This window comes from Wolbachia endosymbiont (group A) of Anomoia purmunda (genome assembly GCF_947251545.1).
Classification (GTDB): domain Bacteria; phylum Pseudomonadota; class Alphaproteobacteria; order Rickettsiales; family Anaplasmataceae; genus Wolbachia.
Window position 1 is genome coordinate 822964 of sequence record NZ_OX366362.1, and the last position, 25443, is coordinate 848406.

23 protein-coding genes and 2 pseudogenes are annotated in these 25443 nt (G+C 35.4%); 20 read left to right on the forward strand and 5 right to left on the reverse strand.

The window, feature by feature from the left end:
- Positions 1-54: 54 nt before the first annotated feature.
- On the forward strand, positions 55-222 hold the full coding sequence (locus OPR57_RS08050; RefSeq protein WP_265035874.1) for a hypothetical protein: 168 nt from the start codon (positions 55-57) through the stop codon (positions 220-222).
- A 105-nt stretch (positions 223-327) separates the two neighbouring features.
- The gene (locus tag OPR57_RS08055; protein ID WP_265035875.1) at positions 328-489 is read left to right on the forward strand and encodes a hypothetical protein; all 162 of its coding nucleotides are present in this window, start codon (positions 328-330) and stop codon (positions 487-489) included.
- On the opposite strand, the gene OPR57_RS04320 is transcribed toward OPR57_RS08055, so the two are convergent.
- Together OPR57_RS04320 and OPR57_RS04325 are read right to left on the reverse strand one after the other, a co-directional pair.
- Positions 440-604: a hypothetical protein gene (locus OPR57_RS04320; protein ID WP_265034966.1), complete on the reverse strand. Its 165-nt coding sequence runs from the start codon at positions 602-604 to the stop codon at positions 440-442. The two genes, OPR57_RS08055 and OPR57_RS04320, sit on opposite strands and share 50 nt — an antisense overlap.
- The gene (locus OPR57_RS04325) at positions 601-939 is read right to left on the reverse strand and encodes an outer membrane protein assembly factor BamE (protein ID WP_253302542.1); all 339 of its coding nucleotides are present in this window, start codon (positions 937-939) and stop codon (positions 601-603) included. Before OPR57_RS04325 ends, OPR57_RS04320 begins: the two co-directional genes overlap by 4 nt.
- Before the next feature lie 130 nt (positions 940-1069).
- On the opposite strand from OPR57_RS04325, the gene OPR57_RS04330 reads away from it, so the two are divergent.
- From OPR57_RS04330 to tsaB, 3 genes are all read left to right on the forward strand, one after another.
- A complete protein-coding gene (locus tag OPR57_RS04330; RefSeq protein WP_265035877.1) occupies positions 1070-2059 on the forward strand; it encodes a ribonucleotide-diphosphate reductase subunit beta in 990 nt (329 codons plus the stop codon).
- A gap of 148 nt (positions 2060-2207) precedes the next feature.
- Positions 2208-3338, forward strand: a complete 1131-nt coding sequence (locus tag OPR57_RS04335; RefSeq protein ID WP_320157512.1) for a cation:dicarboxylate symporter family transporter — start codon at positions 2208-2210, stop codon at positions 3336-3338.
- Complete coding sequence (gene tsaB, locus OPR57_RS04340; RefSeq protein WP_265035880.1) at positions 3338-3922, forward strand: tRNA (adenosine(37)-N6)-threonylcarbamoyltransferase complex dimerization subunit type 1 TsaB; 585 nt, start codon at positions 3338-3340, stop codon at positions 3920-3922. Before OPR57_RS04335 ends, tsaB begins: the two co-directional genes overlap by 1 nt.
- A 1-nt stretch (position 3923) precedes the next feature.
- Here the strand turns inward: tsaB and OPR57_RS04345 are convergent, their stop codons facing one another.
- Positions 3924-4541 (reverse strand): hypothetical protein, encoded by a 618-nt coding sequence (locus tag OPR57_RS04345; protein WP_265035882.1) that lies wholly within the window; start codon positions 4539-4541, stop codon positions 3924-3926.
- Between the two features lie 273 nt (positions 4542-4814).
- On the opposite strand from OPR57_RS04345, the gene OPR57_RS04350 reads away from it, so the two are divergent.
- The 4 genes from OPR57_RS04350 (at position 4815) to OPR57_RS08060 (ending at position 7471) form a co-directional block, all read left to right on the forward strand.
- On the forward strand, positions 4815-5525 hold the full coding sequence (locus OPR57_RS04350) for a class II aldolase/adducin family protein (RefSeq protein ID WP_265035884.1): 711 nt from the start codon (positions 4815-4817) through the stop codon (positions 5523-5525).
- A gap of 195 nt (positions 5526-5720) precedes the next feature.
- Positions 5721-5948 (forward strand): hypothetical protein, encoded by a 228-nt coding sequence (locus OPR57_RS04355; RefSeq protein ID WP_265035886.1) that lies wholly within the window; start codon positions 5721-5723, stop codon positions 5946-5948.
- Between the two features lie 203 nt (positions 5949-6151).
- Positions 6152-7099: an IS110 family transposase gene (locus OPR57_RS04360; protein WP_265035888.1), complete on the forward strand. Its 948-nt coding sequence runs from the start codon at positions 6152-6154 to the stop codon at positions 7097-7099.
- 231 nt (positions 7100-7330) lie between these two features.
- Positions 7331-7471, forward strand: a complete 141-nt coding sequence (locus OPR57_RS08060; protein WP_265035891.1) for a hypothetical protein — start codon at positions 7331-7333, stop codon at positions 7469-7471.
- Between the two features lie 26 nt (positions 7472-7497).
- Here OPR57_RS08060 and OPR57_RS04370 read toward each other — a convergent pair whose 3' ends face one another.
- Together OPR57_RS04370 and pdhA are read right to left on the reverse strand one after the other, a co-directional pair.
- Positions 7498-8694, reverse strand: coding sequence for an IS4 family transposase (locus OPR57_RS04370; RefSeq protein ID WP_265037552.1), 1197 nt, complete (start codon positions 8692-8694; stop codon positions 7498-7500).
- A gap of 140 nt (positions 8695-8834) precedes the next feature.
- On the reverse strand, positions 8835-9815 hold the full coding sequence (pdhA, locus tag OPR57_RS04375) for a pyruvate dehydrogenase (acetyl-transferring) E1 component subunit alpha (RefSeq protein WP_265035894.1): 981 nt from the start codon (positions 9813-9815) through the stop codon (positions 8835-8837).
- Positions 9816-9880: 65 nt separating this feature from the next.
- Here pdhA and hemJ point away from each other — a divergent pair, with 65 nt between their 5' ends.
- The 11 genes and pseudogenes from hemJ to OPR57_RS04425 all read left to right on the forward strand — a co-directional run bounded on the left by hemJ (position 9881) and on the right by OPR57_RS04425 (position 25317).
- Positions 9881-10309, forward strand: coding sequence for a protoporphyrinogen oxidase HemJ (gene hemJ, locus OPR57_RS04380; RefSeq protein WP_265035896.1), 429 nt, complete (start codon positions 9881-9883; stop codon positions 10307-10309).
- 80 nt (positions 10310-10389) lie between these two features.
- Positions 10390-10659, forward strand: coding sequence for a hypothetical protein (locus OPR57_RS04385; RefSeq protein WP_265035898.1), 270 nt, complete (start codon positions 10390-10392; stop codon positions 10657-10659).
- Between the two features lie 301 nt (positions 10660-10960).
- Positions 10961-11908: an IS110 family transposase gene (locus OPR57_RS04390; protein WP_265035888.1), complete on the forward strand. Its 948-nt coding sequence runs from the start codon at positions 10961-10963 to the stop codon at positions 11906-11908.
- A 200-nt stretch (positions 11909-12108) separates the two neighbouring features.
- A pseudogene (gene ligA / locus OPR57_RS04395) lies at positions 12109-13239 on the forward strand (NAD-dependent DNA ligase LigA); the annotation flags it as partial.
- Positions 13240-13506: 267 nt separating this feature from the next.
- Entirely contained in the window at positions 13507-14439 is a 933-nt protein-coding gene (locus OPR57_RS04400) for an Rpn family recombination-promoting nuclease/putative transposase (protein ID WP_265035902.1), read from the forward strand.
- Between the two features lie 20 nt (positions 14440-14459).
- Positions 14460-14993 carry a pyrimidine dimer DNA glycosylase/endonuclease V gene (locus OPR57_RS04405; protein WP_265035904.1) on the forward strand — a complete coding sequence of 178 codons (534 nt, stop codon included), beginning with the start codon at positions 14460-14462 and terminating at the stop codon, positions 14991-14993.
- 9 nt (positions 14994-15002) lie between these two features.
- Positions 15003-15173 (forward strand): annotated as a pseudogene (locus OPR57_RS08160) (pyrimidine dimer DNA glycosylase/endonuclease V); the annotation flags it as partial.
- 108 nt (positions 15174-15281) lie between these two features.
- Positions 15282-16751, forward strand: coding sequence for a cytoplasmic incompatibility factor CifA (locus tag OPR57_RS04410; RefSeq protein ID WP_265035906.1), 1470 nt, complete (start codon positions 15282-15284; stop codon positions 16749-16751).
- Positions 16752-16804: 53 nt separating this feature from the next.
- A complete protein-coding gene (locus tag OPR57_RS04415; RefSeq protein WP_320157483.1) occupies positions 16805-20236 on the forward strand; it encodes a cytoplasmic incompatibility factor CifB in 3432 nt (1143 codons plus the stop codon).
- A 651-nt stretch (positions 20237-20887) separates the two neighbouring features.
- Complete coding sequence (locus OPR57_RS04420) at positions 20888-22813, forward strand: ankyrin repeat domain-containing protein (RefSeq protein ID WP_265035907.1); 1926 nt, start codon at positions 20888-20890, stop codon at positions 22811-22813.
- Positions 22814-23034: 221 nt separating this feature from the next.
- Positions 23035-25317 carry an ankyrin repeat domain-containing protein gene (locus tag OPR57_RS04425; protein WP_265035908.1) on the forward strand — a complete coding sequence of 761 codons (2283 nt, stop codon included), beginning with the start codon at positions 23035-23037 and terminating at the stop codon, positions 25315-25317.
- Positions 25318-25443: the final 126 nt, after the last annotated feature.

Sequence of the window (25443 nt, forward strand, 5' to 3'; positions counted from 1 at the left end):
AGCCCACTGTATCCGTTCAGGATAGCAGCAAGTTAGTATAACCATAGAGTAAAAGTGAGTTTACAACAAATGGTGTCATCCCAGTGCTTGACACTGGGATCCAGTTTTTTTTACAAATTCACCAAAAGTGCTTCATTCTATAACGCAAAACCCATACTCACCAAACCCAATGCATTACTTGCAATTAAGTTTCCTGGATTCCAGTGTCAAGCACTGGAATGACACCATAGGGGGAGCTACTTGGATGACGGGAGAAGGAGGTTGCTTGGATGACACCCTACTTAGCCGTCATACCGCGAATGAATCGCGGTATGACGGCTAAGTAGGGTGTCATCCCAGTGCTTGACACTGGGATCCAGTTTTCTTTACAAATTCACCAAAAGTGCTTCATTCTATAACGCAAAACCCATACTCACCAAACCCAATGCATTACTTGCAATTAAGTTTCCTGGATCCCAGTGTCTGGGCACTGGGATGACACCGTCATAAAGGAACCAGTGTCAGCTACTTTCATGACACCCTTCTGGTAGGCCCAAATCGCAATGTTCGTACAGTTATGGAATGAACCGCGGTATGACGTAGGAAGATCTGAGCAGATTTTCAATCAGAAACAGCCAAAGATCTCTCTAAGATGTCAGTTTCTTTTGTATCTGCAACTTTACCGTTCTGATCGAATGAAATTTGCAGAGACTTACTGCTATACTTCCTTTTTCCTAAGAAGTTGGCTTGTTTAATTTTATATGAGACATAGTACCAAACATTGTCATCGAACTTTGATACTAATGTTGGTGATCCTAAAGTGTGAACCACTTTTTCTTTATCGTCACCTACTTTTATCTTGCTCCACAATTCAACACTAATGCCAGGAGCTCCGTGATTGTGAATAGTGTGAGTGCAGCTCACTGTAAATAATAAAATAAAAGATATTAATACTCGCATTTCTGTTGATAAATTACTTGAAGCTATAATACACTAATAGATTACCTGACGTCAAATTTCAAAAAGTTAAATTGACTAGTTCTCAATATCACTTAATATAATATTTACTTTAGAAAATAATAGGTATCTTATGTCATTGTTAGAAGCAGATCCAATATACAAACCTTTTAATTACCCTTGGGCATATGATGCGTGGCTGCAGCAACAAAGAATTCATTGGATACCTGAGGAAGTTCCGCTTGCTGATGACGTAAAGGATTGGAAAACTAAACTTTCAAACGTAGAGAAAAATCTACTAACCCAGATCTTTAGATTCTTTACTCAAGCGGACATTGAAGTAAATAACTGCTACATGAGGCATTATTCAAATATATTTAAGCCAACAGAAATATGCATGATGCTTGCAAGCTTTTCCAATATGGAAACTATACACATTGCAGCTTATTCTTATCTTTTAGACACAATTGGCATGCCAGAAAGCGAATATCAAGCATTCTTAAAGTATGATGCTATGAGAAAGAAGTATGAGTACATGCTAGAATTTGAGGAAAGCAAAAAACATGATAAAAAACATGTAGCTAAAACCCTAGCAGTGTTTGGTGCATTTACCGAGGGGTTGCAGTTATTCGCATCGTTTGCAATTTTGCTCAATTTCCAACGCTTTGGAAAAATGAAAGGAATGGGGCAGATAATCGCCTGGTCAGCCCGTGATGAAACTTTGCACACCAATTCAATTATTATGTTATTTAATACATTTATTAAAGAGAATAATGAAATTTGGAACGATGAGTTTAAAGAGGAATTATATTCTGCATGCCGCACTATTGTTGAGCTTGAGGATGAGTTTATAAAGCTTGCTTTTGATTTCGGAGACGTTGAAGGACTATCTGCAGAAGCAGTGCGCAATTACATACGCTACGTAGCAAACAGACGGTTAATGCAATTAGGTCTTGAGTCCATATATGATGTTAATGATAATCCTATTCCGTGGCTTGATGAAATACTAAATGGCGTGGAACATACGAATTTCTTTGAAAATAGAGTAACAGAGTATAGCCGTGCAGCAACTCAAGGCACATGGGAGGAGGCTTTTACTGAAAACGACACGAATAATAAGTGAGTGCTAATTTCACTCTTCTTTGTCATTCCAGTGTCAGCTACTTTCATTACACCATCTGCTGTGCAGTTTACAGCAGTTTAAACAATTTTGCTTTACTTAACAACTAACTTGCCATATATATGTCCATAGGACATTGGTATATAAGAACGTGCTACAACTACTAATCTTACTCACGGTCATCACTTCAGTTGCATTCTTTGGTCATTTAGTTCCAATGGAAGCAAAAACCTTCTTGTACTCAACGAGCCTGAGTATAAAAGAGGTTTTGCTATTTATAATGCCTTTTATTATTTTTGCGTTAATCTTTAGCAGTGTTAACAATCTTAAGCAGTCAGCTATAAAGTTTATATTGTTACTTATTATAATGATCTTCTTGTCAAATCTGGCTTCAAGTGTAATAGCTTATTCTGTTGGGCATTTTATCATACAAAACACTTATTCAATACAAGATATAACGTATGAAGAAACAATTGTTCCCTTATGGTCGTTTAGGCTGCCTGCATTGCTTTCTAATTTTTATGCCCTTGCTTGTGGATTTGTGTCCAGCATAGTAGTGTCTATACTGCTACCCAAGAAAGGCAAAGAGCTTTCGAACAAAATGTTAGATTTAACTCTCTTTATTTTGAAGACGTTTTTGACACCGATTATTCCAATATTTGTACTTGGGCTTGCTTTAAAAATGCAGCATGATCAAGTTTTATCTATAATATTTAAGGATTACTCAATAATTTTCATTATTATAGCATCTGCAACCTACCTTTATGTTTTCCTCTTATATGGAGCAGCAAATTCATTCAAGATCACAAGCTGGATAGCTAGTATAAGCAATATGATACCGGCATTTATTACTGCGATGAGCACAATGTCTAGTAATGCAACTATGCCTCTTAGTCTTGAAGGAAGCAAAAAAAATGTAAAGCAACCTGACATAGCATCATCTGTTGTACCAATAACTGCTAGCTTTCATTTAGTAGGTGATTGCTTTTTTATTATAATATTATCAATGATAATTGCCTCCGGTTATTCATTGTGCACAACAGACTATGTAACTTTCCTTCTCTATTTTTTGTTATTTAAGTTTGCTATCGTTGCAGTGCCGGCAGGAGGAATTATGGTAATGCTACCTATTCTTGAGAAACACCTCAAATTTTCTCCAGAAATGCTTTCGTTAATCACAGCATTGTATATAGTGTTTGATCCAATAATCACTTCAGCAAATGTTATGGGTAATGGTGCCTTTACTATGATATTTTCAAAACTATATGATAAGCTTAAGTAATGTCTATTTTAGCGATTGATACTGTAGGTATTGGTAGTTCAATAGCAATAGTTGATTATGATGGTAACTGTTTTGTAGAGCGCAATTCCACCAGCAATAGTCATGCAGAATCATTTTTTCAAATACTGAATACTTTGTTTGATAAGCACAACTATAATTATGATAAAATAGATCATTTGGCGGTAGTAGTTGGACCAGGAAGTTTCACTGGAATTAGAGTTGGTATATCAGCTGCACAAGGTATAAATCTTGCTACAAATAAGCCGTTATACGGAGTTAGTGCGCTGGAAGTTCAAGCCTACGCAATATCTTTGCTTTGTGCAAATAGCAAAAAAAATATCAGAGCTATAATCAAAAATGCTCAAGGGTTTTATACGCAGTCATTTGATTTCAATTTATTGCCGCTATCTGGTCCAACTGCAGCGCGTGACCCTGGTCACGCTACAAGCAGTACATATATGGATTGCAATTTAAATGCTAGCCATGCAGGACTATTAGTTCATTATAGACTGAAGAACAAGCAAAAATTAAATGAAGTTGAGGCTCTATATTTAAATGAGCCTCAGTATATGAAATCATTATAAACTATTCTTTCGCGTACATGCTAATTTGGCTAAGCTTGTGCATCTGGTTTACTATCTCTTGAGCTACTTCTTTTATACTCATATCTGAATTTTCTATCTCTATGGCACTCGGTGGTATAAATAAATTGTTAATCCTACATTGCTCTATCATGCTACTTACATTAATCACCTTCATATTTTTTCTTTGCCTTTTTAATGCAATACGCTTTTGTAATGTCGGTAGATCACACTTAAGTACCACAGGAAGGATTTCTGTGTTCATTTTTTTACTAAGCCTTACTATTGAATCATACATCCTCATGTTCTGGTCATTATTTTCCATCCACTCATCAATAAATATGTAATTTTTTGAGTGAATCGGATAATTTTCTATTACCTGAAGCATAATTTGCATAATGCCATATATTCTATCTTGAACTTCTTTAGGTATTTGATCACGTTCAAAGACACCGTCGTATATAGAGCAAGCTTGAACATTGTTATAGAACTTACTATTTGCAATTAATGCGTCTATCACATTAGATAATTCTATTGCTGTGGAAAGTTTACCACTTCCTGAAAGACCAGAGAGATATATGAAAAATCCTGCTGGCTGTTTTTTTGTGTTAATATTTACCATATTATTTTCAATCTTGAAACTTACATTTATAATAACATAAAAATGAAGCTTTAAAACATATGAAATATTATATAGAAAATTATTTTTATAGTTAAGATATTATGTCATTTAAAAACATAAATTCTGTATATAAACTCTATAATAACGATAACTATTTTTAAGCAAGCTACAACACAAAAGTGTTTGGTATTCAAGACAGAGTGACATAGACTTATTAGTTTACTACAAGTCTCTTTTCGCGTATAAACCTTCAGAAGATTCTAACAGAGGATTGTGTTGTTAACAAAGAGCAGAGTAAAAAGGGATCTAGTCTATGCCTATCAGATTTTGTCCTACCTTAAGTTCGATGATCATACATATACTCACCTTTCAGTGCGTTCTGAAGATCAAAAGTCGTTTTATATTTATCCGTTTGGTATGCGTTTTGATGAAGTAGATGAACGTTCGTTAATGAAAGTATCATTTGATGGGAATGTGATTGAAGGCAAAGAATATCAATATAATAGAACTGGCTATATAATTCATGGTTTTGTTTATCAAGCAAGGAAAGATATTCAAGCAATTTTTCACTTGCATACACCCTCTATTGTAGCGGTTTCTTCTCTCAAAGATGGGCTGCTTCCTATAAGTCAATGGGCACTGCACTTTTACAATAAAATCTCTTACCATAACTATAATTCTCTAGCACTTAGCGATACAGAAGGAAAGAGGTTAATAGCTGATCTGAAAGAAAATTTTGTCATGTTAATGCGTAATCATGGATCTATAACGTGTGGTCGGACTATACAAGAAGCAATGTTTTACACGTATCATTTAGAACGAGCGTGCAAAACTCAATGTTTAACGTTAGCAATGAATAAGGAGTTATCAATTCCAAGTGAAGAAATTTGCTCAAAAGCTGTAAAGGATCTCCTATCTTTTGAAAGCAATCTTGGTGAGAGGGATTGGCACGCATGGGTTAGACTAATTAAAAGTAAGTTGTAAGAGACTTTCGCACTACTATCTGTCATCCAAGTAGATACCGCCGCGCCGCTAACAAGCAGCGGGATGACGAATTTGTTGTTTTTCAAATTGTAGGTAAACCTAAAGCTATAGAAAAAAAGAAGAACCAGTTTCTTAGGTTTTCATTGACATAATCCACTTCATATGCCATAATAAAGTTTTATAGCTTGGTAGGAAATGGTAGAATCAAAATTTGAAGAAATGCTAAAGGAAATATTACAAGAGATCAATAATAATCAAGATATAAATAAAGAAAATGTAATTGATGAAATAAGAGACAAATTGGAAAAAAGATTTCTTCCAAAAACTAATCAAAAAGAAAATGTAATTGATGAAGTAAGAGACAAACTGGAAAAAAGATTTCCTTTCAAAATTAATCAAGACGATTGTAAGTTGGAAATGTGATATAAAAAGAAGCAAGAAGGAAGATAACTCTATAAAAATGTGGTTATCGCCAGGCTTGAGCGACCGTAAGACGGTAGTATTATAACATACGTAGATATCAAGGTACTCAAGCCTATCCTTCGAGACGTTTGAATAGTTGTTTGGGACATATATATGCACCCGTTTACAATCTTAAATTTTAACTTAAACTCTCGAGGTTCTTTATGGTTACATCTTATCAAAATTTTATTGGCATTGATATCGGAAAACTTGAATTTGTTACTGCAGTTAATGAACAAAAAGGTGTCATCAAATTTGACAATAGTTGTGTTGGTTGGAAACAATTCTACCAAAAATTTTCAAATATCTTGCCCAACTCCATGGTAATTTTAGAAGCTACAGGAGGTTATGAGCTTGGCTTATTGTATTTTCTTATTGATAGAAACATTGCTGTGCATCGTGCTAATACTCGTCAAGTTAAAAACTTCATTCTATCTCATGGAACTTTGGCAAAGACCGACAGTCTTGATGCAAAAGCGCTTGCCCAATATGGTTCTGAGCGTTGTGGACATCTGCAGCTATTTACACCTATCTCAAAAGAACAAACCACCTTGTTTGCACTTTGTCAGCGTCGTGACGATATTACGAAAATGCTTGTTCAAGAGAAGAATAGGCTAAAAACTCCTGGAAATGATTACATTAAGGAAAGTTGTCAACAAGCTATTGAATTCCTCAACAACCAGGTAGAAAAGCTTGATCAAGCTATACAAAAAATAGTCAATGAAAATCCTGAATTGCAACGATGCCAAAAAATTCTTGAAACAGTCCCTGGAATAGGTAGAAAAACCTCTCAATGTTTATTGTGTCTCATACCGGAACTTGGTTCTTTAAATAAAAGGCAAATTGCAAGCCTTGCAGGTGTTGCGCCTCATCCTAAGGAAAGTGGTAAAGCTATTGGCTACCGAAGGATTATAGGTGGAAGAAGTAACGTTCGTTCAAAGCTTTTTACAGCTGCCATGGCTGCTGCAAGGTCCAAATCTGCACTTGGTGCCTTTTATTCTAAGCTTATTGAAAGTGGTAAGAAAAAGATGGTGGCTATAACAGCTCTAATGCGTAAAATAATAGTGATTGCTAATGCAAGGCTTAAAGAAGCAGTTAATTTGCATATTTAAAAATTTACATAGCAATAACTGAAATTGGTTAATGAATATGCGCGTCCACACACATTAAAAGCGCATATTCATTAACTTAAGCAGAAATTGCTGTGGTGGCTGTTTGATACAAAATTCTGTTTCTATAACAAATGGGTTTTTATTGCCCATATGAAGTTGCAAAACTACAAATAAAAAATTTTTAAAAAAACATAGTTGATATCTCAGCAGATCCCGCTAACAAGTAGCGGGATGACGATTGTCAGGGTGTCATCCCAGTGCTCAGACACTGGGATCCAGGTTGCTCACAAGCAAACTATCATAGAAAGTGGTTACAACGTTTTCGATGAGATTATATGGAAAACTGGATTCCAGTGTCAAGCACTGGAATGACACCCTACTTAACCATACGCGTCAAGTTAAGAAGCAAGGGTAAGAAAATTCAATGAACTTAAGGTGGATACTCTAGTTTTTCTATATCTATCTTTCACAGAAAATTGTGACCAGTCTGTGGTAAGTTTTTTCAGGAAAATTCTCAAATTATTAATTTTACTGCTTAACGCTAAAAACAACTCCCTAATCCTTCTTTTTAATTCAATGAATGCCTTTGTTAAACTCAGCTCTGTATTCTCTTTCAGTTTTATACAACCAACTATTCCATGAAATATAAGAATTGCGCACAATTTAGCGTATAGTTCACATAATACTCTGTATGGTTTTCCTTTAAGTTCGTCAAGCCTGATGTGACTCTTATACAATTTAAATAATAATTCAATCTGCCATCTTACCCTGTAAACTGTTAATACTTGTTCAGCGCTGATTTTACTCTCTGGAACGTTAGTTATGAATATCGACCAATCCAGCAATTTTTGATTCTTTTGAGAAGATGTATATCCATGTGATTTTGCTAACTTATTAGCCCTTCTTCTTCTAATTATAGACTGTTCTTCAGTTAATTTTTGACATATAATTCTCACTTTAATTTTTACTTCTTTTCCTAATAGCACTTCCATCTCTAGAAGGGATTGACCTTCTAAACATTCCAACAACTCTATTTTTTGATTTGTTTCTATATCATATATATTGGTATCAGACTTATAACGACTAACAAAATATGCACCTGCTTCATCAATCTGTTTAAAAGAACTAGGCACAAAGTAGCCCAAATCAAATATTAGCAAATCATTGGCTGATAAACCGTTCAGATAATCCCTATAACCTTGATCCGACCTTATTCCTTCTATTAAATTTAACTTATCTAGCGCTTGGTTCAGGTAATCAAAGACTAACTGCAGCTTTATTCCTGATTTGGTATTACTCTCACAATCTCTATAGCTACTCCCATATCCTTTGTACATATCTTCCATGCTACTGGGCAGGCTAATATAATCCAAACCCTGTTTTGTAATTTCTATCGAGTCTTCATTTAGCAATTGGCACATTGTTTCTATGCTGCAATCACCAACTCCTATGTTACCAAAAACCATAGCTTTTATGAATGATGAGCCATTAAGTTTTCTCTTTCTTTTTATAAAACCTACTGCAATTGATATTTCGTCTGCTTTTTCATTAAAGAATTCATTGAGGTCTTTTGATAAGCAAGCTATTCTGTCCATTGTAAGTTCTCTCATTCACATATCCAAGAGAACTTATACCTTATTCTTTTCCTTCACTCTATCAATTTTACTTACACTTTTCCTTAACTTGACGCGTATGGTTTACTATACAATGTTTGTACAGTTCTGGATAAAAAAAATTAGCTAACAAATTTATAAACATCAGTATACAGCTCATCAACGCTTGGTTCTTTACTATTTTTGGCAAAATCTTCCGACTTTTTTACTAAATCACGTATTTCCTTATCAATTACTTTGCACTCTTCTTCTGAAGCAATTTTATTATCTGTCATGTATTTCTTTAAAGTGCCTATAGGGTCATGATTTTGCTTCATATCTTCAACTTCTTCTTTTAAGCGATAAGTAGCAGGGTCTGACATTGAGTGACCGCGATATCGATATGTCTTCATTTCAAGCAGGATAGGCCCTTTTCCGCTGCGTGTGTGTTCCGCTGCTTCGCTTGTAGCCTCATAAACAGAGAGAAAATCCATTCCATCAACTTGTTTTCCAGGAATACCAAAACTTTCTCCTCTTTTATATAACTCTGTTACTAAAGTTGATCTTTGCACGGAGGTTCCCATTGCGTATTCATTATTTTCTATGATGTAAACCACAGGCAACTCCCACAAAGATGCCATATTAAATGATTCATATACTTGTCCTTGATTTGCAGCACCGTCGCCAAAATATGTAAATACCACGTTATCTTTTTTCTTATACTTATTAGCAAATGCTATTCCTGTGCCAATTGGAACTTGTGCTCCCACTATTCCATGCCCGCCGAAAAATTTTTTTTCAACGTCAAATACGTGCATCGAACCACCTTTACCTTTCGAGCATCCAGTTTCTTTGCCGGTAAGCTCTGCCATTACAACATTTGGATCAGAATCACATGCGAGCATTAAGCCATGGTCTCTATAACTTGTGATAAAAGCGTCACCTAATTTTGATGCAGCTTGAGTTCCAACTGCGACTGCTTCTTGTCCTATTGATAGGTGACAGAACCCGCCTATTAATCCCATTCCATATAATTGTCCTGCTTTTTCCTCAAATCTGCGTATGAGTAGCATTTTCCTGTAAAATCCAATTATCTGTTCTTTAGTGAAATTTTCTGCTTTCATATCGATTTCTTTTTCATTAAACTAAGATAATATCAAAAATTTTTAACATTTTGTAATAAATCTCAATGGATTATTATCACTGGCTTGAGGCTTTTCACGTTATCTCTGTCATCATGTGGATGGCAGGTATGCTTTATTTGCCCAGGCTTTATGTCTACCACGTAACTGTAAAACCTGGATCGGAAAATGATAGCTTGCTTCAAACAATGGAAAAGAGGCTACTTAGATATATCATAAACCCTGCAATGCTTTTCTCACTTGGTATTGGAATTACACTAATGGTTATTAGGGAAGCATATCGTGAAGGATGGTTTCATGTGAAAGCACTAGCATTATTTTTTATGTTTATCATTCATGGACTACTTGCAATGCATAGGAAAAACTTTGCAATGAGTTCAAATAAGAAGTCACATATTTATTTTCGCGTTTTAAATGAAGCAGTTACAGTATTGATAATAGTTATAGTTATTATGGTTGTTGTAAAACCTTTTTAACTGACCTTACCCCAAAAAAGCAGAAAGCTCGTATCTGTTCAGATGCATGGCTAATGTACAATACTGAAATAAAAATTCCAGTGCTCCCTTTCTTGTCATCCCAGTGCTTGACACTGGGATCCAGCTTTCTTTACAAATTCACCAAAAGTGCTTCATTCTATAACGCAAAACCCATACTCACCAAACTCAATGCATTACTTGCAATTAAGTTTCCTGGATGCCAGTGTCAAGCTACTCGGATGACACCATTCTTTTTCCTGGATCCCAGTGTTAGCTACTTGCATGACACCCTGACAACCGTCATCCCGCTACTTGTTAGCGAGATTTATGCTAAGAAATACCGCGAATGAATCGCGGTATGACGGTTCGCAGTTACATGACGATAAGCTCGTCATCCCGCTACGTGTTAGCGGGATCTATGCTAAGAAATTGTAAGTTGGAAATGTGATATAAAAAGAAGCAAGAAGGAAGATAACTCTATAAAAATGTGGTTATCGCCAGGCTTGAGCGACCGTAAGACGGTAGTATTATAACATACGTAGATATCAAGGTACTCAAGCCTATCCTTCGAGACGTTTGAATAGTTGTTTGGGACATATATATGCACCCGTTTACAATCTTAAATTTTAACTTAAACTCTCGAGGTTCTTTATGGTTACATCTTATCAAAATTTTATTGGCATTGATATCGGAAAACTTGAATTTGTTACTGCAGTTAATGAACAAAAAGGTGTCATCAAATTTGACAATAGTTGTGTTGGTTGGAAACAATTCTACCAAAAATTTTCAAATATCTTGCCCAACTCCATGGTAATTTTAGAAGCTACAGGAGGTTATGAGCTTGGCTTATTGTATTTTCTTATTGATAGAAACATTGCTGTGCATCGTGCTAATACTCGTCAAGTTAAAAACTTCATTCTATCTCATGGAACTTTGGCAAAGACCGACAGTCTTGATGCAAAAGCGCTTGCCCAATATGGTTCTGAGCGTTGTGGACATCTGCAGCTATTTACACCTATCTCAAAAGAACAAACCACCTTGTTTGCACTTTGTCAGCGTCGTGACGATATTACGAAAATGCTTGTTCAAGAGAAGAATAGGCTAAAAACTCCTGGAAATGATTACATTAAGGAAAGTTGTCAACAAGCTATTGAATTCCTCAACAACCAGGTAGAAAAGCTTGATCAAGCTATACAAAAAATAGTCAATGAAAATCCTGAATTGCAACGATGCCAAAAAATTCTTGAAACAGTCCCTGGAATAGGTAGAAAAACCTCTCAATGTTTATTGTGTCTCATACCGGAACTTGGTTCTTTAAATAAAAGGCAAATTGCAAGCCTTGCAGGTGTTGCGCCTCATCCTAAGGAAAGTGGTAAAGCTATTGGCTACCGAAGGATTATAGGTGGAAGAAGTAACGTTCGTTCAAAGCTTTTTACAGCTGCCATGGCTGCTGCAAGGTCCAAATCTGCACTTGGTGCCTTTTATTCTAAGCTTATTGAAAGTGGTAAGAAAAAGATGGTGGCTATAACAGCTCTAATGCGTAAAATAATAGTGATTGCTAATGCAAGGCTTAAAGAAGCAGTTAATTTGCATATTTAAAAATTTACATAGCAATAACTGAAATTGGTTAATGAATATGCGCGTCCACACACATTAAAAGCGCATATTCATTAACTTAAGCAGAAATTGCTGTGGTGGCTGTTTGATACAAAATTCTGTTTCTATAACAAATGGGTTTTTATTGCCCATATGAAGTTGCAAAACTACAAATAAAAAATTTTTAAAAAAACATAGTTGATACCAACAAAGCACCACGTTGGGCAATGGCACATAAACTTCCTGCAGCTCAAGGAAAAACTAAAATAAAAAAAATATCGGTGCAAGTCGGCAGAACGAGCCAATTGACTCCAGTTGCTGAATTAGTTCCGATAAATATAGGAGGGGTTCTGATCAGTAGAGTAACTTTACATAATCAAGATGAAATCAAGCGTAAAGATATACGTGAGGGCGACATCGTGGTAGTAGAGCGGGCAGGAAACGTCATTCCAAAGATTGTAGAAGTTGATAAAAGTTCTCGCCCTGAAAACACACCTAAATTTAAATTTCCTAAGATTTGTCCAGAGTGTGGCAGTTCAATATACAAAGTTCCAGAAGAAGCAGCAATAAGATGTTCAAGGGTTATCTGTAAAGCTCAAATCATAGAAAGGTTAAAATATTTTGTTTCCAATGATGCTTTTGACATTACTGGCTTTGGTGACAAACAACTGGAATCTCTCTATAACCTTGGTTTAGTAAAACAGATCCCTGATATTTTTACTCTGGAAGAAAAACTAAAAAATTTCAACTTAAGTGAACAAGAAGGGTGGGGTGAAAAATTAATATCTAACTTATTGAATTTTATCAATAGTAGAAAAACCATAACCCTTGACAGATTTATATCTTCTCTAGGGATTCGATACGTCGGACCACATGTAGCAAAATTACTAGCAAAGCATTATCAATCTTATGAAAATTGGATGGCTCAATTATCTTATGACAGCGAAGCTCCTGATAAATTAATGAGCATAATAGGCGTAGGCGAAGAGACCATAACTTCCTTGGAGGAATTTTTCTCTGAAGAGGATAATATTGAAATGGTAAATGATCTTGCTTCTCAACTAAAGATTGAGCCTGTTAGTGCTAATGTTAGTAATTCCCCTCTTAGCGGAAAAATAGTGGTTTTTACTGGGACCCTCTTGACAATGGAAAGAAAGGAAGCGCAAGCAAAAGCCGAATCTTTAGGTGTAAAAGTTAGCTCTAGTGTGTCCAAAAATACGGATTTTGTGGTTGTAGGTAAAGATCCAGGGTCAAAGTATCACAAAGCTTTAGAACTAGGTGTTAAAATTTTAACTGAGAAGGAATTTAATAAACTAATCATGAGAGAAAAATAAACGCTATTGAAGGGTGTCTTCGATGGCCATCACAGTTGCTAAATTCATGATATTCATTTGCTAGCCTTTTAAGATACTTTACAGGGGGGTTAATAAAAAGATATACAAAAGGACGTCTAAAGCAGAGAATGCGATTCTAAGTCCACCTCTGAAGGTCGTTTTTTTCTCGAAGCTTAAAAAAACAAGATTTGGTAAACCCAATATAAAAACGTTGAATATTTCTTCAGAATTGTGTATAATTATTAATGCTTTTTAGGTTGATTTCTTATGACTTTTTCTAAGTTTCTTGATCCCAAAAATGATGTATCGTTTAAGCGTATCTTCGGTACTGAAAAAAATAAAGATATCCTTATTCACTTCCTCAATGATATTCTTGGCTTTACTGGTAAAAATGAAATAAAAGATATAGAGTTTTTAAGTACTATTCAAGACCCTGATATTGCTGCTAAAAAGCAAAGTATTGTTGATGTTCTCTGTAGAGATTCTACAGGTGCTCAATACATTTGCGAGATTCAGGTCGCTAAAACTAAAGGCTTTGAAAAACGTGCCCAATACTATGCAGCTAAAGCTTATTCAAGACAAGCTGATCAGGGCGATCAATACCATAACCTTAAGGAAATTATCTTCATTGCTATAGCAGATTGTGTACTGTTTCCTAATAAATCTGAGTACAAATCAAAGCATACTATTCGAGATGAAGACACTAATGAGCATGATCTAAAAGATTTCTATTTTATATTTATTGAGTTGCCAAAATTTCCAAAGAATAAGGAAGATCAGTTGGAAAATATAGTTGAAAAATGGGTTTATTTTTTTCGATATGCAGACGAAACTAGTGAAGAAGAGCTGGAAAAAATAATAGGCAGTGATGTAATAATTAAAAAGGCCTATGAAGAACTAAATAGATTTAACTGGTCAGAAAAAGAATTTATTGCCTATGAACAGGAAATAAAACGTATTCTTGATGAACAGGCTGTACTCGCTCAAAAACTTGATGATGCTACTGAAAAAGGCATCCTAATCGGACATGAAAAAGGCAGAGCTGAAGGCAAGGAGGAAGGTATTCAAATTGGCGTGGAGAAGGGTGAAAAACAAGCTAAGATGACAGCTGCAAAAAATCTACTTAAAGCAGGTGTTTCTATTGATATTATAGCTCAAACTACTGGTCTTACAGCTAATGAAATTAAAGACTTAAGCTGATTCTATCTTTGGATGTTTAGATGAACATCTTTGTACTAGATGAAAACCCAGAGATTGCGGCAAAAATGTTATGTGATAAGCATATAGTAAAAATGCCATTAGAAACTGCTCAGTTATTAAGTAATGTTTTTTCAATAGCATTAAAAGTGCCAAATCCTTTAGTCAGCATCACAGACCAGAATATAGAAGTTCCATATAAACTTACTCACAAAAACCACCCTTGTTCTCTATGGGCTAGACACTCAAAAGGAAACTTTAATTGGTTGATAAAGCATGGAAAAGAATTGTGCATAGAGTATAGCTTGCGATACAAAAGAACGCATAAATCCGAAGAAGTTATAGATTGGTGTGATAATAATAAGGATTTGCTAATTTTTCAATCAGCTGATATACAAATTTTTACACAAGCGTTACCTGATCGATATAAATGTAGTAATCCAATAGAAGCCTATAGAGAATATTACCTAAAAGAAAAGATGAGGTTTGCTAAGTGGGAAAAAGGTAGAGAAGCACCAGATTGGATAATCTGCTACACAATACCACAGCTAATATAGCTCATAAATAAAGAAGCCATCCAAATCGGACATGAAAAAAGCAGGGAAGAGGGCGAAAAACAGGCTAAAATAGCTGTGGCTAAAAATTCACTCAAGGCGGGTGTTTCTATTGATGTTATTGCTGAAATAACAGGGTTTTCTGTTGATTATATTGAGAAAATTCAAGAAAAGAAGTTTTAGCCATAACGTTTTTTTATTAAACCCTCTATTCTAGTAATTTTAATATTGCAATCCATTCTAATGTCTGTACAATGCCTTTTTTATATAAATACTTAATAGGAGGGGTTAATGCCAACACAGAAAGAGCTTCGGGCTGCAATGTCTAAAAAATTACAGGAAGCTGTTAAACATCCAGATCCAACAGTTGCTGCCGGGAGGAAGTCAGCTATCAAGAGATGGGTGGGAGTCCTTCAAGATAACTTTATGGAGCACATAAAATACTTTAAGGGTGATAAGTTGAAGTTTTTGCACAATGTATTCCAAGATGAAGGTTGCTGGTCAGGTGTAAGGTTGGATAATGCTGCTTTAGGTCAAAGATTGACTGAAGAGAAAATAGGAGAAATCGATAATCCACTTCGCAAATATGAGATGGCTTGTAGTTACTGTGTAGTGGATAAAATTCATCCACTCTTTCAAAAAAGATTTGAATTTTGCAAGGACAGTTTTCCTCCTGGTGCATTTGATGGTAAAACTGAAACTGAAATTAACAAATACGTACGAAACTCCCTGCTAGATACTATAAAGAGAAATGGTCCTGTGTTTGATTTCTGGATCGATAGAGAATCTGGGGAATTAAAGAAGTATGATGCAGTAGAAGGTTTTGACAGTGCTGTAAAACTTAAGTGGAGCGAAGGAGTAGAGTATTTTTATAATCATTTAAAAGAAGAAGATAAGGAAAAGAAACTTACAGAAGCTATTATTGCTCTTTCTCGTCCTCAATCTGTTGAGAAAGATGCTCCTATTTTAGATTTTTGTGTAAGGAATATAGGTGATAAAGATACTCTTTTACAGAAATTGCTGCAGAAAGATAAGGGAGTATATCCCCTTCTTGCTAAATTAATAGAGTCATGTTTTTTTGATACGGTTCATGATTTGGTACAGTGCTGGTGTTATAAAGGCGTTTCAGCAGGAGGAGACTGTGCGGACAAAATATTCTCACAGCGAGACTATGAGCTTTTTCTTTCCTCTCTTTCAGATGTGATGTTGGAAAATCTTGAGTCAAGTGTTCAAGCTAGATCTGCAATTATGAAGATTTGGGAGTGTGGTAGCTTGGATGAATATAGAAAGGCTGCTGTTAATACTTCTAACTATACAGTTCCTACAAGTGGTGTATTTGCAGGGTTAATAGTCAATTGGAGACGAGAAGACATTTATAAGACTGATGAAGAAAAAGAAATAGAGAAAAAAGAAATATTAGATATGATCTCATTTGCCAAAGATTGCTTTCCTGAAAAGTTTGAGCTCTTTAAAAAACTAATAATAAGAGATCTTAGATTATGCGGTAGGGAAGGAATGGAAGAAAGTATAAACTACGATGATTTGGCGAAAGAATTATTCTCTGAGTTAGAGAAAACAATTTTACCACCTGGAGGTGATGGCCCTAGGTATAATTTACGGACACGATCTAAAGCTCATGGTAGTAAGAAAACAACTTTGCCAGTTGATGATGGTCCACAGTCTGAGCTTGGAACTCCTAGTGTAAGTGGTGTTTCTTCTTATAAGAAAAAAAGCGTCTTTACGCTTAGTGGTAATAAGTAATCTACTTATGAACTCTTGGTGTTTCTGGTCGTAGTAAATAAGGGGTATTTTGTATGAGTAATGGTGATGGACTTATTAGGAGTTTGGTGAATGGAGATCTTGAAGGATTTAGACAAAGATTTGAATCTTTTTTAGATCAATGTCCATCTTTTTTGTATCATGTAAGTGCAGGTAGTTTCCTTCCTGTATTCTTTTTTAGTATGTTTTCTACTGCACATGATGCTAATATCTTAAATGCAAATGAGAGAGTCTATTTTCGTTTTGATAACCATGGTGTTAATCCACGTAATGGTGAAAATCGAAATACAGGAAACCTAAAAGTCGCTGTTTATCGTGACGGACAGAAAGTTATCAGATGTTACAGTATTTCTGATCGTCCTAATAGTGATGGGTTAAGGTTCAGTACAAGGGAGAGAAATGCTCTAGTGCAAGAGATTAGACGGCAAAATCAAGGTTTAAGGAAAGAAGACCTAAATTTTGAGCAATACAAAGTATGCATGCATGGAAAGGGCAAGAGTCAGGGAGAGGCAATTGCAACAGTATTAGAGGCGATTCGTGAAAAAGATCGTGAAGATAAGGATAAATTTGCCAAGTATTCAGCATCTGAGATCAATTTTCTTAGGCAACTTCTAGGAAATAACATGACAATTAAGCAAATAAATGGAATACAACTCAATCAAAACCAGCGTGCACAACTTGATAATCTTGTCAATTTTGCGCAAGTAGCACAGGGTCAACCAGGAATTTCCAATTTTATGGAAATGCTAGCGAGTGATAGAAGACAAGATGTAAGAGATAGAATACGCAGAGAAATTTTGCCATACATAACTGACATCTATGATAATTACAGACAAGTACTGGAAAATAATATTGAAGATCGCAATCAAAGATTTGAGGGTCACGGGTTTTTATTAGGTTTCTTAGCAAATTTTAGTCATCGCTACACAATAGATATTGACCTTGATTTGTCTCCTGGGAGTTCATATGCTGCTTTTCTTGTACGTCGTCAAGCAGAAAGAGAAAACGTTCCTATTGTCATTAATCTTGCTATATTTGAAACATTATCAGTTACTGCATTAAACCGTGCCATAGGTCACGCTGAAAGGTTACATGTTTCTTCATTTATACCCATCCATACTGAATCAAGACATGCTGTTTGTGTTGGATTAAATTTCAATTTAAATCAAGTTCCTTTTAGTATGGATACAGTAGGGCTTCAACAGGATAGATTCCCTTTAGTGCAAAGATTATTTGAGTGTGTAGAAAATGAAGAAGTTGGGGAAAACATTAGAGATTTCTTACTTCACCATCTTCCTGCTGAAATACCAATGAATGCAGAGAATTATAACAGAATATTTGACTATATAACTGGTTTTGCTTTTGGAAGTAGTGCTTTTGATAGGCACCATTTACAACTTGAAGGGGGAGGAGAAGTACCTGTAACAAAGTATATATTTAGACATGGTGATGAGGGTTTAAGATGTTTAACTATGGTCTTTCATGCTGAAGGTTCTGATATAGTTATACTTCATATTAGAGCTCACGATGCGCAACAGCAAGAAGCTATCGATTTACAAGCTCTTAATGTTAATAGAAATAATGTTCATGCATGGGAAGTTTCATGCACACTTAATGACCAATTTGAGCTAGATATTGATCAACCAAATGACCTTGGTTTATATCACGATTATCAAAATAATAATGCAAATAATTTTCTTGATGGTGATCTTGTACAAGTACCTAATGCTGAAAATGTACATGGTATTTCAGAAAGGGTTATGGATGATGGCTGGAAAAATGTAGGTCAGCATAGAGAACTATTTCAAGAGATCTCTGGAGCATTGATGCCGCTTATGGATGCAATAAATGTTAATAGTGAGGATAAGTTTCGTTCTATACTACATGGTACATTTTATGCTAGTGATAATCCTTATAAAGTGCTTGCTATGTATAAAGTTGGTCAAACATATAGTTTGAAAAGGGGGCAGGAAGAAGAAGGAGAAAGGGTAATACTCACAAGAATTACAGAACAGAGATTAGACCTTTTATTATTAAGACAACCTACAGAAAATGATCCAGATACTCATCCAATTGGATATGTATTAAGATTTGCTGGTAATGCAGAAGAAGTAGCACAAAAGGAGAATAACGCAAAAGATCGAATAAAAGAACTTATGAACAAGCAAAGAGGATATTTGCTTATTACTTCTGGAAATGAGGTGGTTTTATTTCCTCTTATATTTAATGCAGGTGCAGAGAGAGTAGAAGGTCTTATATCTATTCCAGAAGGAATAGGAAGAGAAGAGTATGTACATAGACTTGATTGTGGTGGTCGTGACTCAAGACCAGGAGTATTAGTGGGACCTGAAAGTGTTATTGATGAAAATCCACCAGAGGGTCTATTATCAGATCAGACTCGTGAAAATTTAATAAATTATATTCGAGAAAATCCCGAACGGAACCGGATTTTACCGTTTGATCTAGGTGATAATCGATGTGTTAGTATTATTACCTTCGAAGGTAGTATACAACAACTCCTAGAAATACTAAGGTCAAGAATAAGGAGAGGTGATAATTCCATTCCTACAGCACAAGAGATAAGAAGACAAATAAGAGATATTCTTGGAAATCAAGGGATAGAAGTAAATGATCTACTTACACTAGAATTTGCGACGAGAAATGGACATTATGATTACTGGCTTCAACAAATTGATATAGCTCACGCTGGAAGATTGCGATATCAGCTTCGTACTGAAGGTAATCGCACTTTTGAAGTAGCTAATTTGGCAAGGAATGACGGTAACGAGCACATTGTTAGAGTATTAAATCAATTTAGGGAAAATGAAGAACAACAGCGTTTAACTTTAATCATTACTTTAAATAATACTCATTGGGTTACACTAGTGATTGAACGTCAAAATGGGAACTATGTTGGGTACTATGCTGATTCAACTGCTACTGCTGTTCCAGGTGGTATTACCGATATCATTCAAAATAACTTAGGAAATAATATCAGGATTAATAATGTTTCTGTTCGTCAGCAAACAGATGGTTGGAATTGTGGTTTATGGGCATTAGAAAATGCTACAGATATTAATAGAGTCCTAAATGAAAATCCTGGAGAACAAGTTCAGAATGTTGTAAATATTATGCGTGATTTTCTTGGAAGAGGCCACCCAAACAGAGATAGAAATTACTTTCAGAACATAAGAGTGAGCATTTCACAATTATTCAGGAATGATCCGGGATTTCAAGATGTGCAATTGCAAGCATACATTCAAAATAGAGAACAAATTGATCCATTACTACGTACTTATCTAGAATTAGGATATCACAGAGTGGGAGGAGGGTGTGGACCAGTAGAAGCACCTATATCGCTTAGTGTTAGTGATTCCAGTAATTTTGGTGGCCTGCCACAGTCGAGTTTAGAAGGTCCTGAAGCTAGTCGTGTTTCTGACCTTAGCAAAGGTAAAGGCGGTAGGTAGAGGTAATCGGTAGATGAAAGGAGTGTAACAAAAACCTTATGCATCAAGTAAAGATTGTGAGCAAATTTAAAGAAGTTAAGGTGGGTAACCTGTTTTTTCTACTTGCAGCAATGTTTCAAAAAGTATAGGTGTAGAGTTGGGTAAAGTTGAATGAGGTTCTTAAATGAGCAGCTATTAATTTGGTAGTATATAACATTAATAAATTTAAACTATGCAACCATTTCCAGCAACCAAAACCAGCTAGCGTGAGAAGATTTTTTCTTGGAATCGCGTGGTCTACCAAATGATCTGTGCGAACTTTTTTATATTATAATTTTATTATATGCCAAAACCAGCTACATTGGCTCACTTTCGCTAAATCCACATACGAACTAATTTCCCTGACTGTGTTGCAAAGATTGCAAGTTCCTATTTTCATAACCCTACTTTTACGTAGCTTGTTCTTACAAAGATACGATCTTTTTGGGATCTTTGAAGAAGTAAATAATTGAAATCTTTGTAATACTTGGTTGCAATGTTTTTTAGAGACAAAAGGTATTTTCCTATATCTGAATACAATAAATTTGTAATTCTGAAAAAAATATAAAACTATTGCTAATTATAATAATTGTGTAATAATTAAAACATAAGTTTTTAAGTTAAGGTAGTGTCGTGGGTAATCAATTGGAAGAAGTATCTAGTCCAATAAATATTCAAGCAGATTTAGAAGAGAACAGTATGGTTGATGGAATAGAAAAGCGGTCAAAAGAACAAGGTTTTTATGCAACACAGACCATACCAATTTATCAAGTTAATCAAAATATTACGTATTCATATTTAGCTACGCTCGATAGTCACTTAAAAACAGATGAGCATTGTGTACACGAAAGTAATATACATACTGACTTACTTAATTTTGCTTTTCATGGTTCCTTAGAGAAAGTTCAAGATCTATTAAACAAAGGAGCTAGTGTTGAGATAAAAGACAACAATGGTAACACGCCTTTGCATCTTGCTGCTGGCAGGGGCCGCTTCGTAATCGTTGGAACCCTGTTAAAAAAAGGAGCTACTGTTGAGGTAATAAACAATGAAGGAGCTACTCCGCTGCATATCGCTGTTCAGATGGGTCACTTAAACGTAATTCAAGTTCTACTAGATAATGGTGCTGATGTTGATGCGCAAAAAGATAATGGTGACACTGCCTTACATATTGCTGCTAAAGCAGGCCACTTAGAAGTAGTTCAAGTTCTATTAGGAAAAGGAGCTAGTGTTGAGGCACGAAACGAAGAAGGATGCACTGCTCTTCATTCTGCTACTGAAATGGGTAAATTAAAAGTGGTTGAGTACTTTATAAGTGAAGAAAAAATCAATATTAACCAAGCAACCGATGATAATGACACTCCTTTGCATATTGCCGCTGAAATGTGTCACTTAGACGTAGTTCAATTTCTGTTAGAAAAAGGAGCCAGTGTTGAGGTAATAAACAATGAAGGAGCTACTCCGCTGCATATCGCTATTCAGATGGGTCACTTAAACGTAATTCAAATTCTACTAGATAATGGTGCTGATGTTGATGCGCAAAAAGATAATGGTGACACTGCCTTACATATTGCTGCTAAAGCAGGCCACTTAGAAGTAGTTCAAGTTCTATTAGGAAAAGGAGCCAGTGTTGAGGCACGAAACAACGAAGACTGTACTGCTTTGCATATTGCTGCTAGCGAGGACCACTTAGAAATAGTTAAAGCTCTATTGGGCCAAATGAATAATGCTGACATACGAAAGAATAGTTTCAAATGTGTATTGCATATTGCTGCTCGAGAGGGTTACTTAGAAATCGTTAAAGCTCTATTAGGCAAAGGTACTGATATTAATGCAACAAACTATGAAGGCGATACTGCTTTAAATGAAGCTGCTGGATGTGGTCATTTGGAAGTAGTTCAATTTCTGTTAGACAAAGGAGCTAGTTTTGAAGCACGAAACGAAGAAGGATGCACTGCTTTGCATATTGCTTGTGAGGTGGGCTGTTTAGGCATAGTTAAAGCTCTGTTAGAAAAGGAATCTGATGTTAATGTAGTAAGCGAAAAAAATGGCGATACTCCATTACATGAATCTGCTAGAATGAATCGCTACGATATAGTTGAATATCTTGTAGAGGAAGAAAAGGCTACTATTGATGTAAAAAACTTTAGAGGTGAGACTCCTTCCGATTTGGCAGATTCTAATGGTTACAAAGATATAGTTAAGTATCTTAGTCTTCGAGTAAGGGAGTGTCCCAAAACCTCGGGAAGTCTGGCTGATGGTAAAAATGTGATACAGTATCAAAAAGTGACAGAAAATAAACACCTAACTATAACTAATAGAGCAATAAAGACCAGTTTCTGTGTAGGAATAATGACCATGTTGACAAGTGTGGCTATTGGATGTACTGCTATTCATCTTAGTTTATCAATATCAGCTACTGCTGCATTGATTGTTGGGGCCATTGCTGGTGGCATTACATATGCAGTATTAAAGCCTAATAGTAGGCTAAATGAATGTGAAGTGAATAGGCAAAGCTTACCTCAAATGCCTAAGGACGAATGTTGCATGTCATATTAGTTCTTGCATTTTATGTCATGCGTGTGAAAATGGTGCGTAGTATTTTTAACCGAGGTGGAGTTATGGAATTGAATAAATTGTAGGAAGTATTAAATTCTGCTAACGCTGATGTTGGTTTAAGTAAGAGTAATGTAGTTAGTAAAATAGAAGAGAGATTAAAGCAAGTAGATCCAGGTACATTGTGCCAATTAAGTTTTGCTGTTTTAAAAAACAACAAACAAATGGTAGAAACCCTTATAAAAGGAGGAGCTGATGTTAACACAATTGATGCGTACAATCGTGATCCATTATATTATGCTATCTCACAAGGGAACACAAGAATGGTAGAGATCCTAATAAAAAATGGAGCAAGTGTTAATAAGAAGTATAATGACGGAAGCACTCCTCTACATCATGCTGTCTTGAGCCAAAAAATAAAAATAGTAGAGTATCTTATAAACAATGGAGCTGATGTTAATGCGTTAGATGAAAAACGGCGCACTCCATTATACTTAGCTGGACGAAGTACAAAAATGGTCTCGATTCTCATGAAGAAGGGGGCATTACCTTTACTGGAAAACAGAGATATTGAATTTTTAAAGGATCTAGCTAAACGCATTAAAGATGATGATACAGAGTATTTAAAGGAGGTAAAGGTAGAACAGAAGGAGGGGCGGGTAGATGATAAGTATGAGTCAATTAAATACTCGTTGCTGCTTAGTGATAACAGCTCTTTGACCTCTATTATTAAAAGGGAAAAATTCAAAAATTTAATATCTGATTGGTCTTTCAACGTACCTGATTTAAAAGATAACCAAAAAAATTTGAATAAGGCACTGTTAAATCTTCTTACAGACTTTCCATTTTGTGACATTACAAGGTTTGAGGACTTTTTACACGATAACAAAGGTGATGATCTAAAAGCTGTTCTCAATCTTCAAAGGGGAGAATCCAAATTGACAATACTACATGTAATACAAGGTATGGAGTATTTAGCAGTGGAAAAAGACATAGGTTGTGCAGTTAGTGCATTTATGACTTTACTTTTAAAATCTGGTGCTGATCCTAACATAGTTAACAGTGAAGGGCAAACACCTTTGCACTATGCTGCTTATTATAATACTTTAAATATACCTTTGCTTCTGAAAAAAGGAGCACGTGGTCAAACTGACAGACAAGGAAAAACTCCTCTAGACATTGTAATTATTAACAAAAAACCTTTTGAAGTGAATCTTTTAGAACAGATCTTTTTAACTCAGGAGCAATTGGAAGCAAAAAATGATTTAGAAGGTATTTGCGGTCATAGCTTTAACACTAATCGACTAAGAAAGTTTTTCAATCAGCACAAAGGAAATGAAGGTCTTAAAGAGATTCTCAATCTTCCTGATTGCGAAGGAAAGTCTCGAGTTTTTCAAAAGATTAGGGAGGCTTGTTATGGTAATGAAACTCATTTCAAAGAAGCAAAAAAGTTGCTGCTAGAAGCAGGAGCGATTGATTACGAAGAGTGGAAGGACAAAAAACGTTTGCCTAAGCTTAGAACTCTATGGGATGATTTAATATTAGATCAGTCGGAAAAGTTGAAAATATTTTTGGGTAGGGTAAATAAATCCAAAGATATAGATGAGTTAAAACGCGTTGTAAACGAAGCTATAGAACTTGGGGTAAGGCTGAACTTTCCTAACCAGGGTAGTATATACGGAAAGGTATATGAAAAGGAATATAGTTTTACAGATTTTGTGATAAGAAAGATTAGTGAATTAAGAAAGAGTTCCGAAGGTTCAAGGAATATAGAAGTTGCTAGTGGTATAGTATGTCAATTGATATCAAAAGGGGCAATTTTGTACAACATAAGCAGTATATATGTAATTGACGAACTGGAAGAGTTTGAAAGCCACAAAGCTAATATGAAAAACGCTTATGCAGATTATGAGAATCGTGCTTTAGATTTCATAACAATCGTTCAAAGCGCAACAAGTGGTAAGGTAAGAGACGTAAAAATCGACAACTCTACTCTCTATCTTGAATATTCACAGGATAGTAAAGTAGATGTTGCAAATATTACAAATGGAGCAAGGGGTTTAGGTATCACTCAGGAAGGTGTACAATACGGAAGAAATATAATAAAGATAGGTAAGAGTGAGGTAGAAATTATAACGGAAAACGCTATAAGGAATTATGTAGGCCTAGCAGATGGTAGTAATATAGTATTGACTTTCGATACTGGCTTGGGAGAGTTGGAAGTGAGATTATACCCTGATAAGCAAAATCTAATAAAGGTAGAAGTAGAAGATCAAGAAAAGTGGAAAAAATTACAGAATTGTGAGGAACGAATAGGGGAACAATGTTTGCTTGGTGGGTGTTCAGTACGTGATGCTATTGAACGAGGTTTTTTTACTAGATCTGGAGAGTTGATTCGTTCTGAAACAATTAATCAATCTGATGCAACAAAAGTGGACTCTTGGACAAAGCGCGAAAAAATGAGAAAAGCTTCAAGTCTTGAAGAAACAGTAGGCCGTTTTCTATAATGAAGTGATGGTGATGTTAAGTTAACATTTTAAAAGATTTTTTGAGAAATTTGTCTTATTTGTATCTGTTCAACCAGTGGTATCGACTTAAGAGCTTCAATTGACGTCCAAAAGAATGTGATTTTT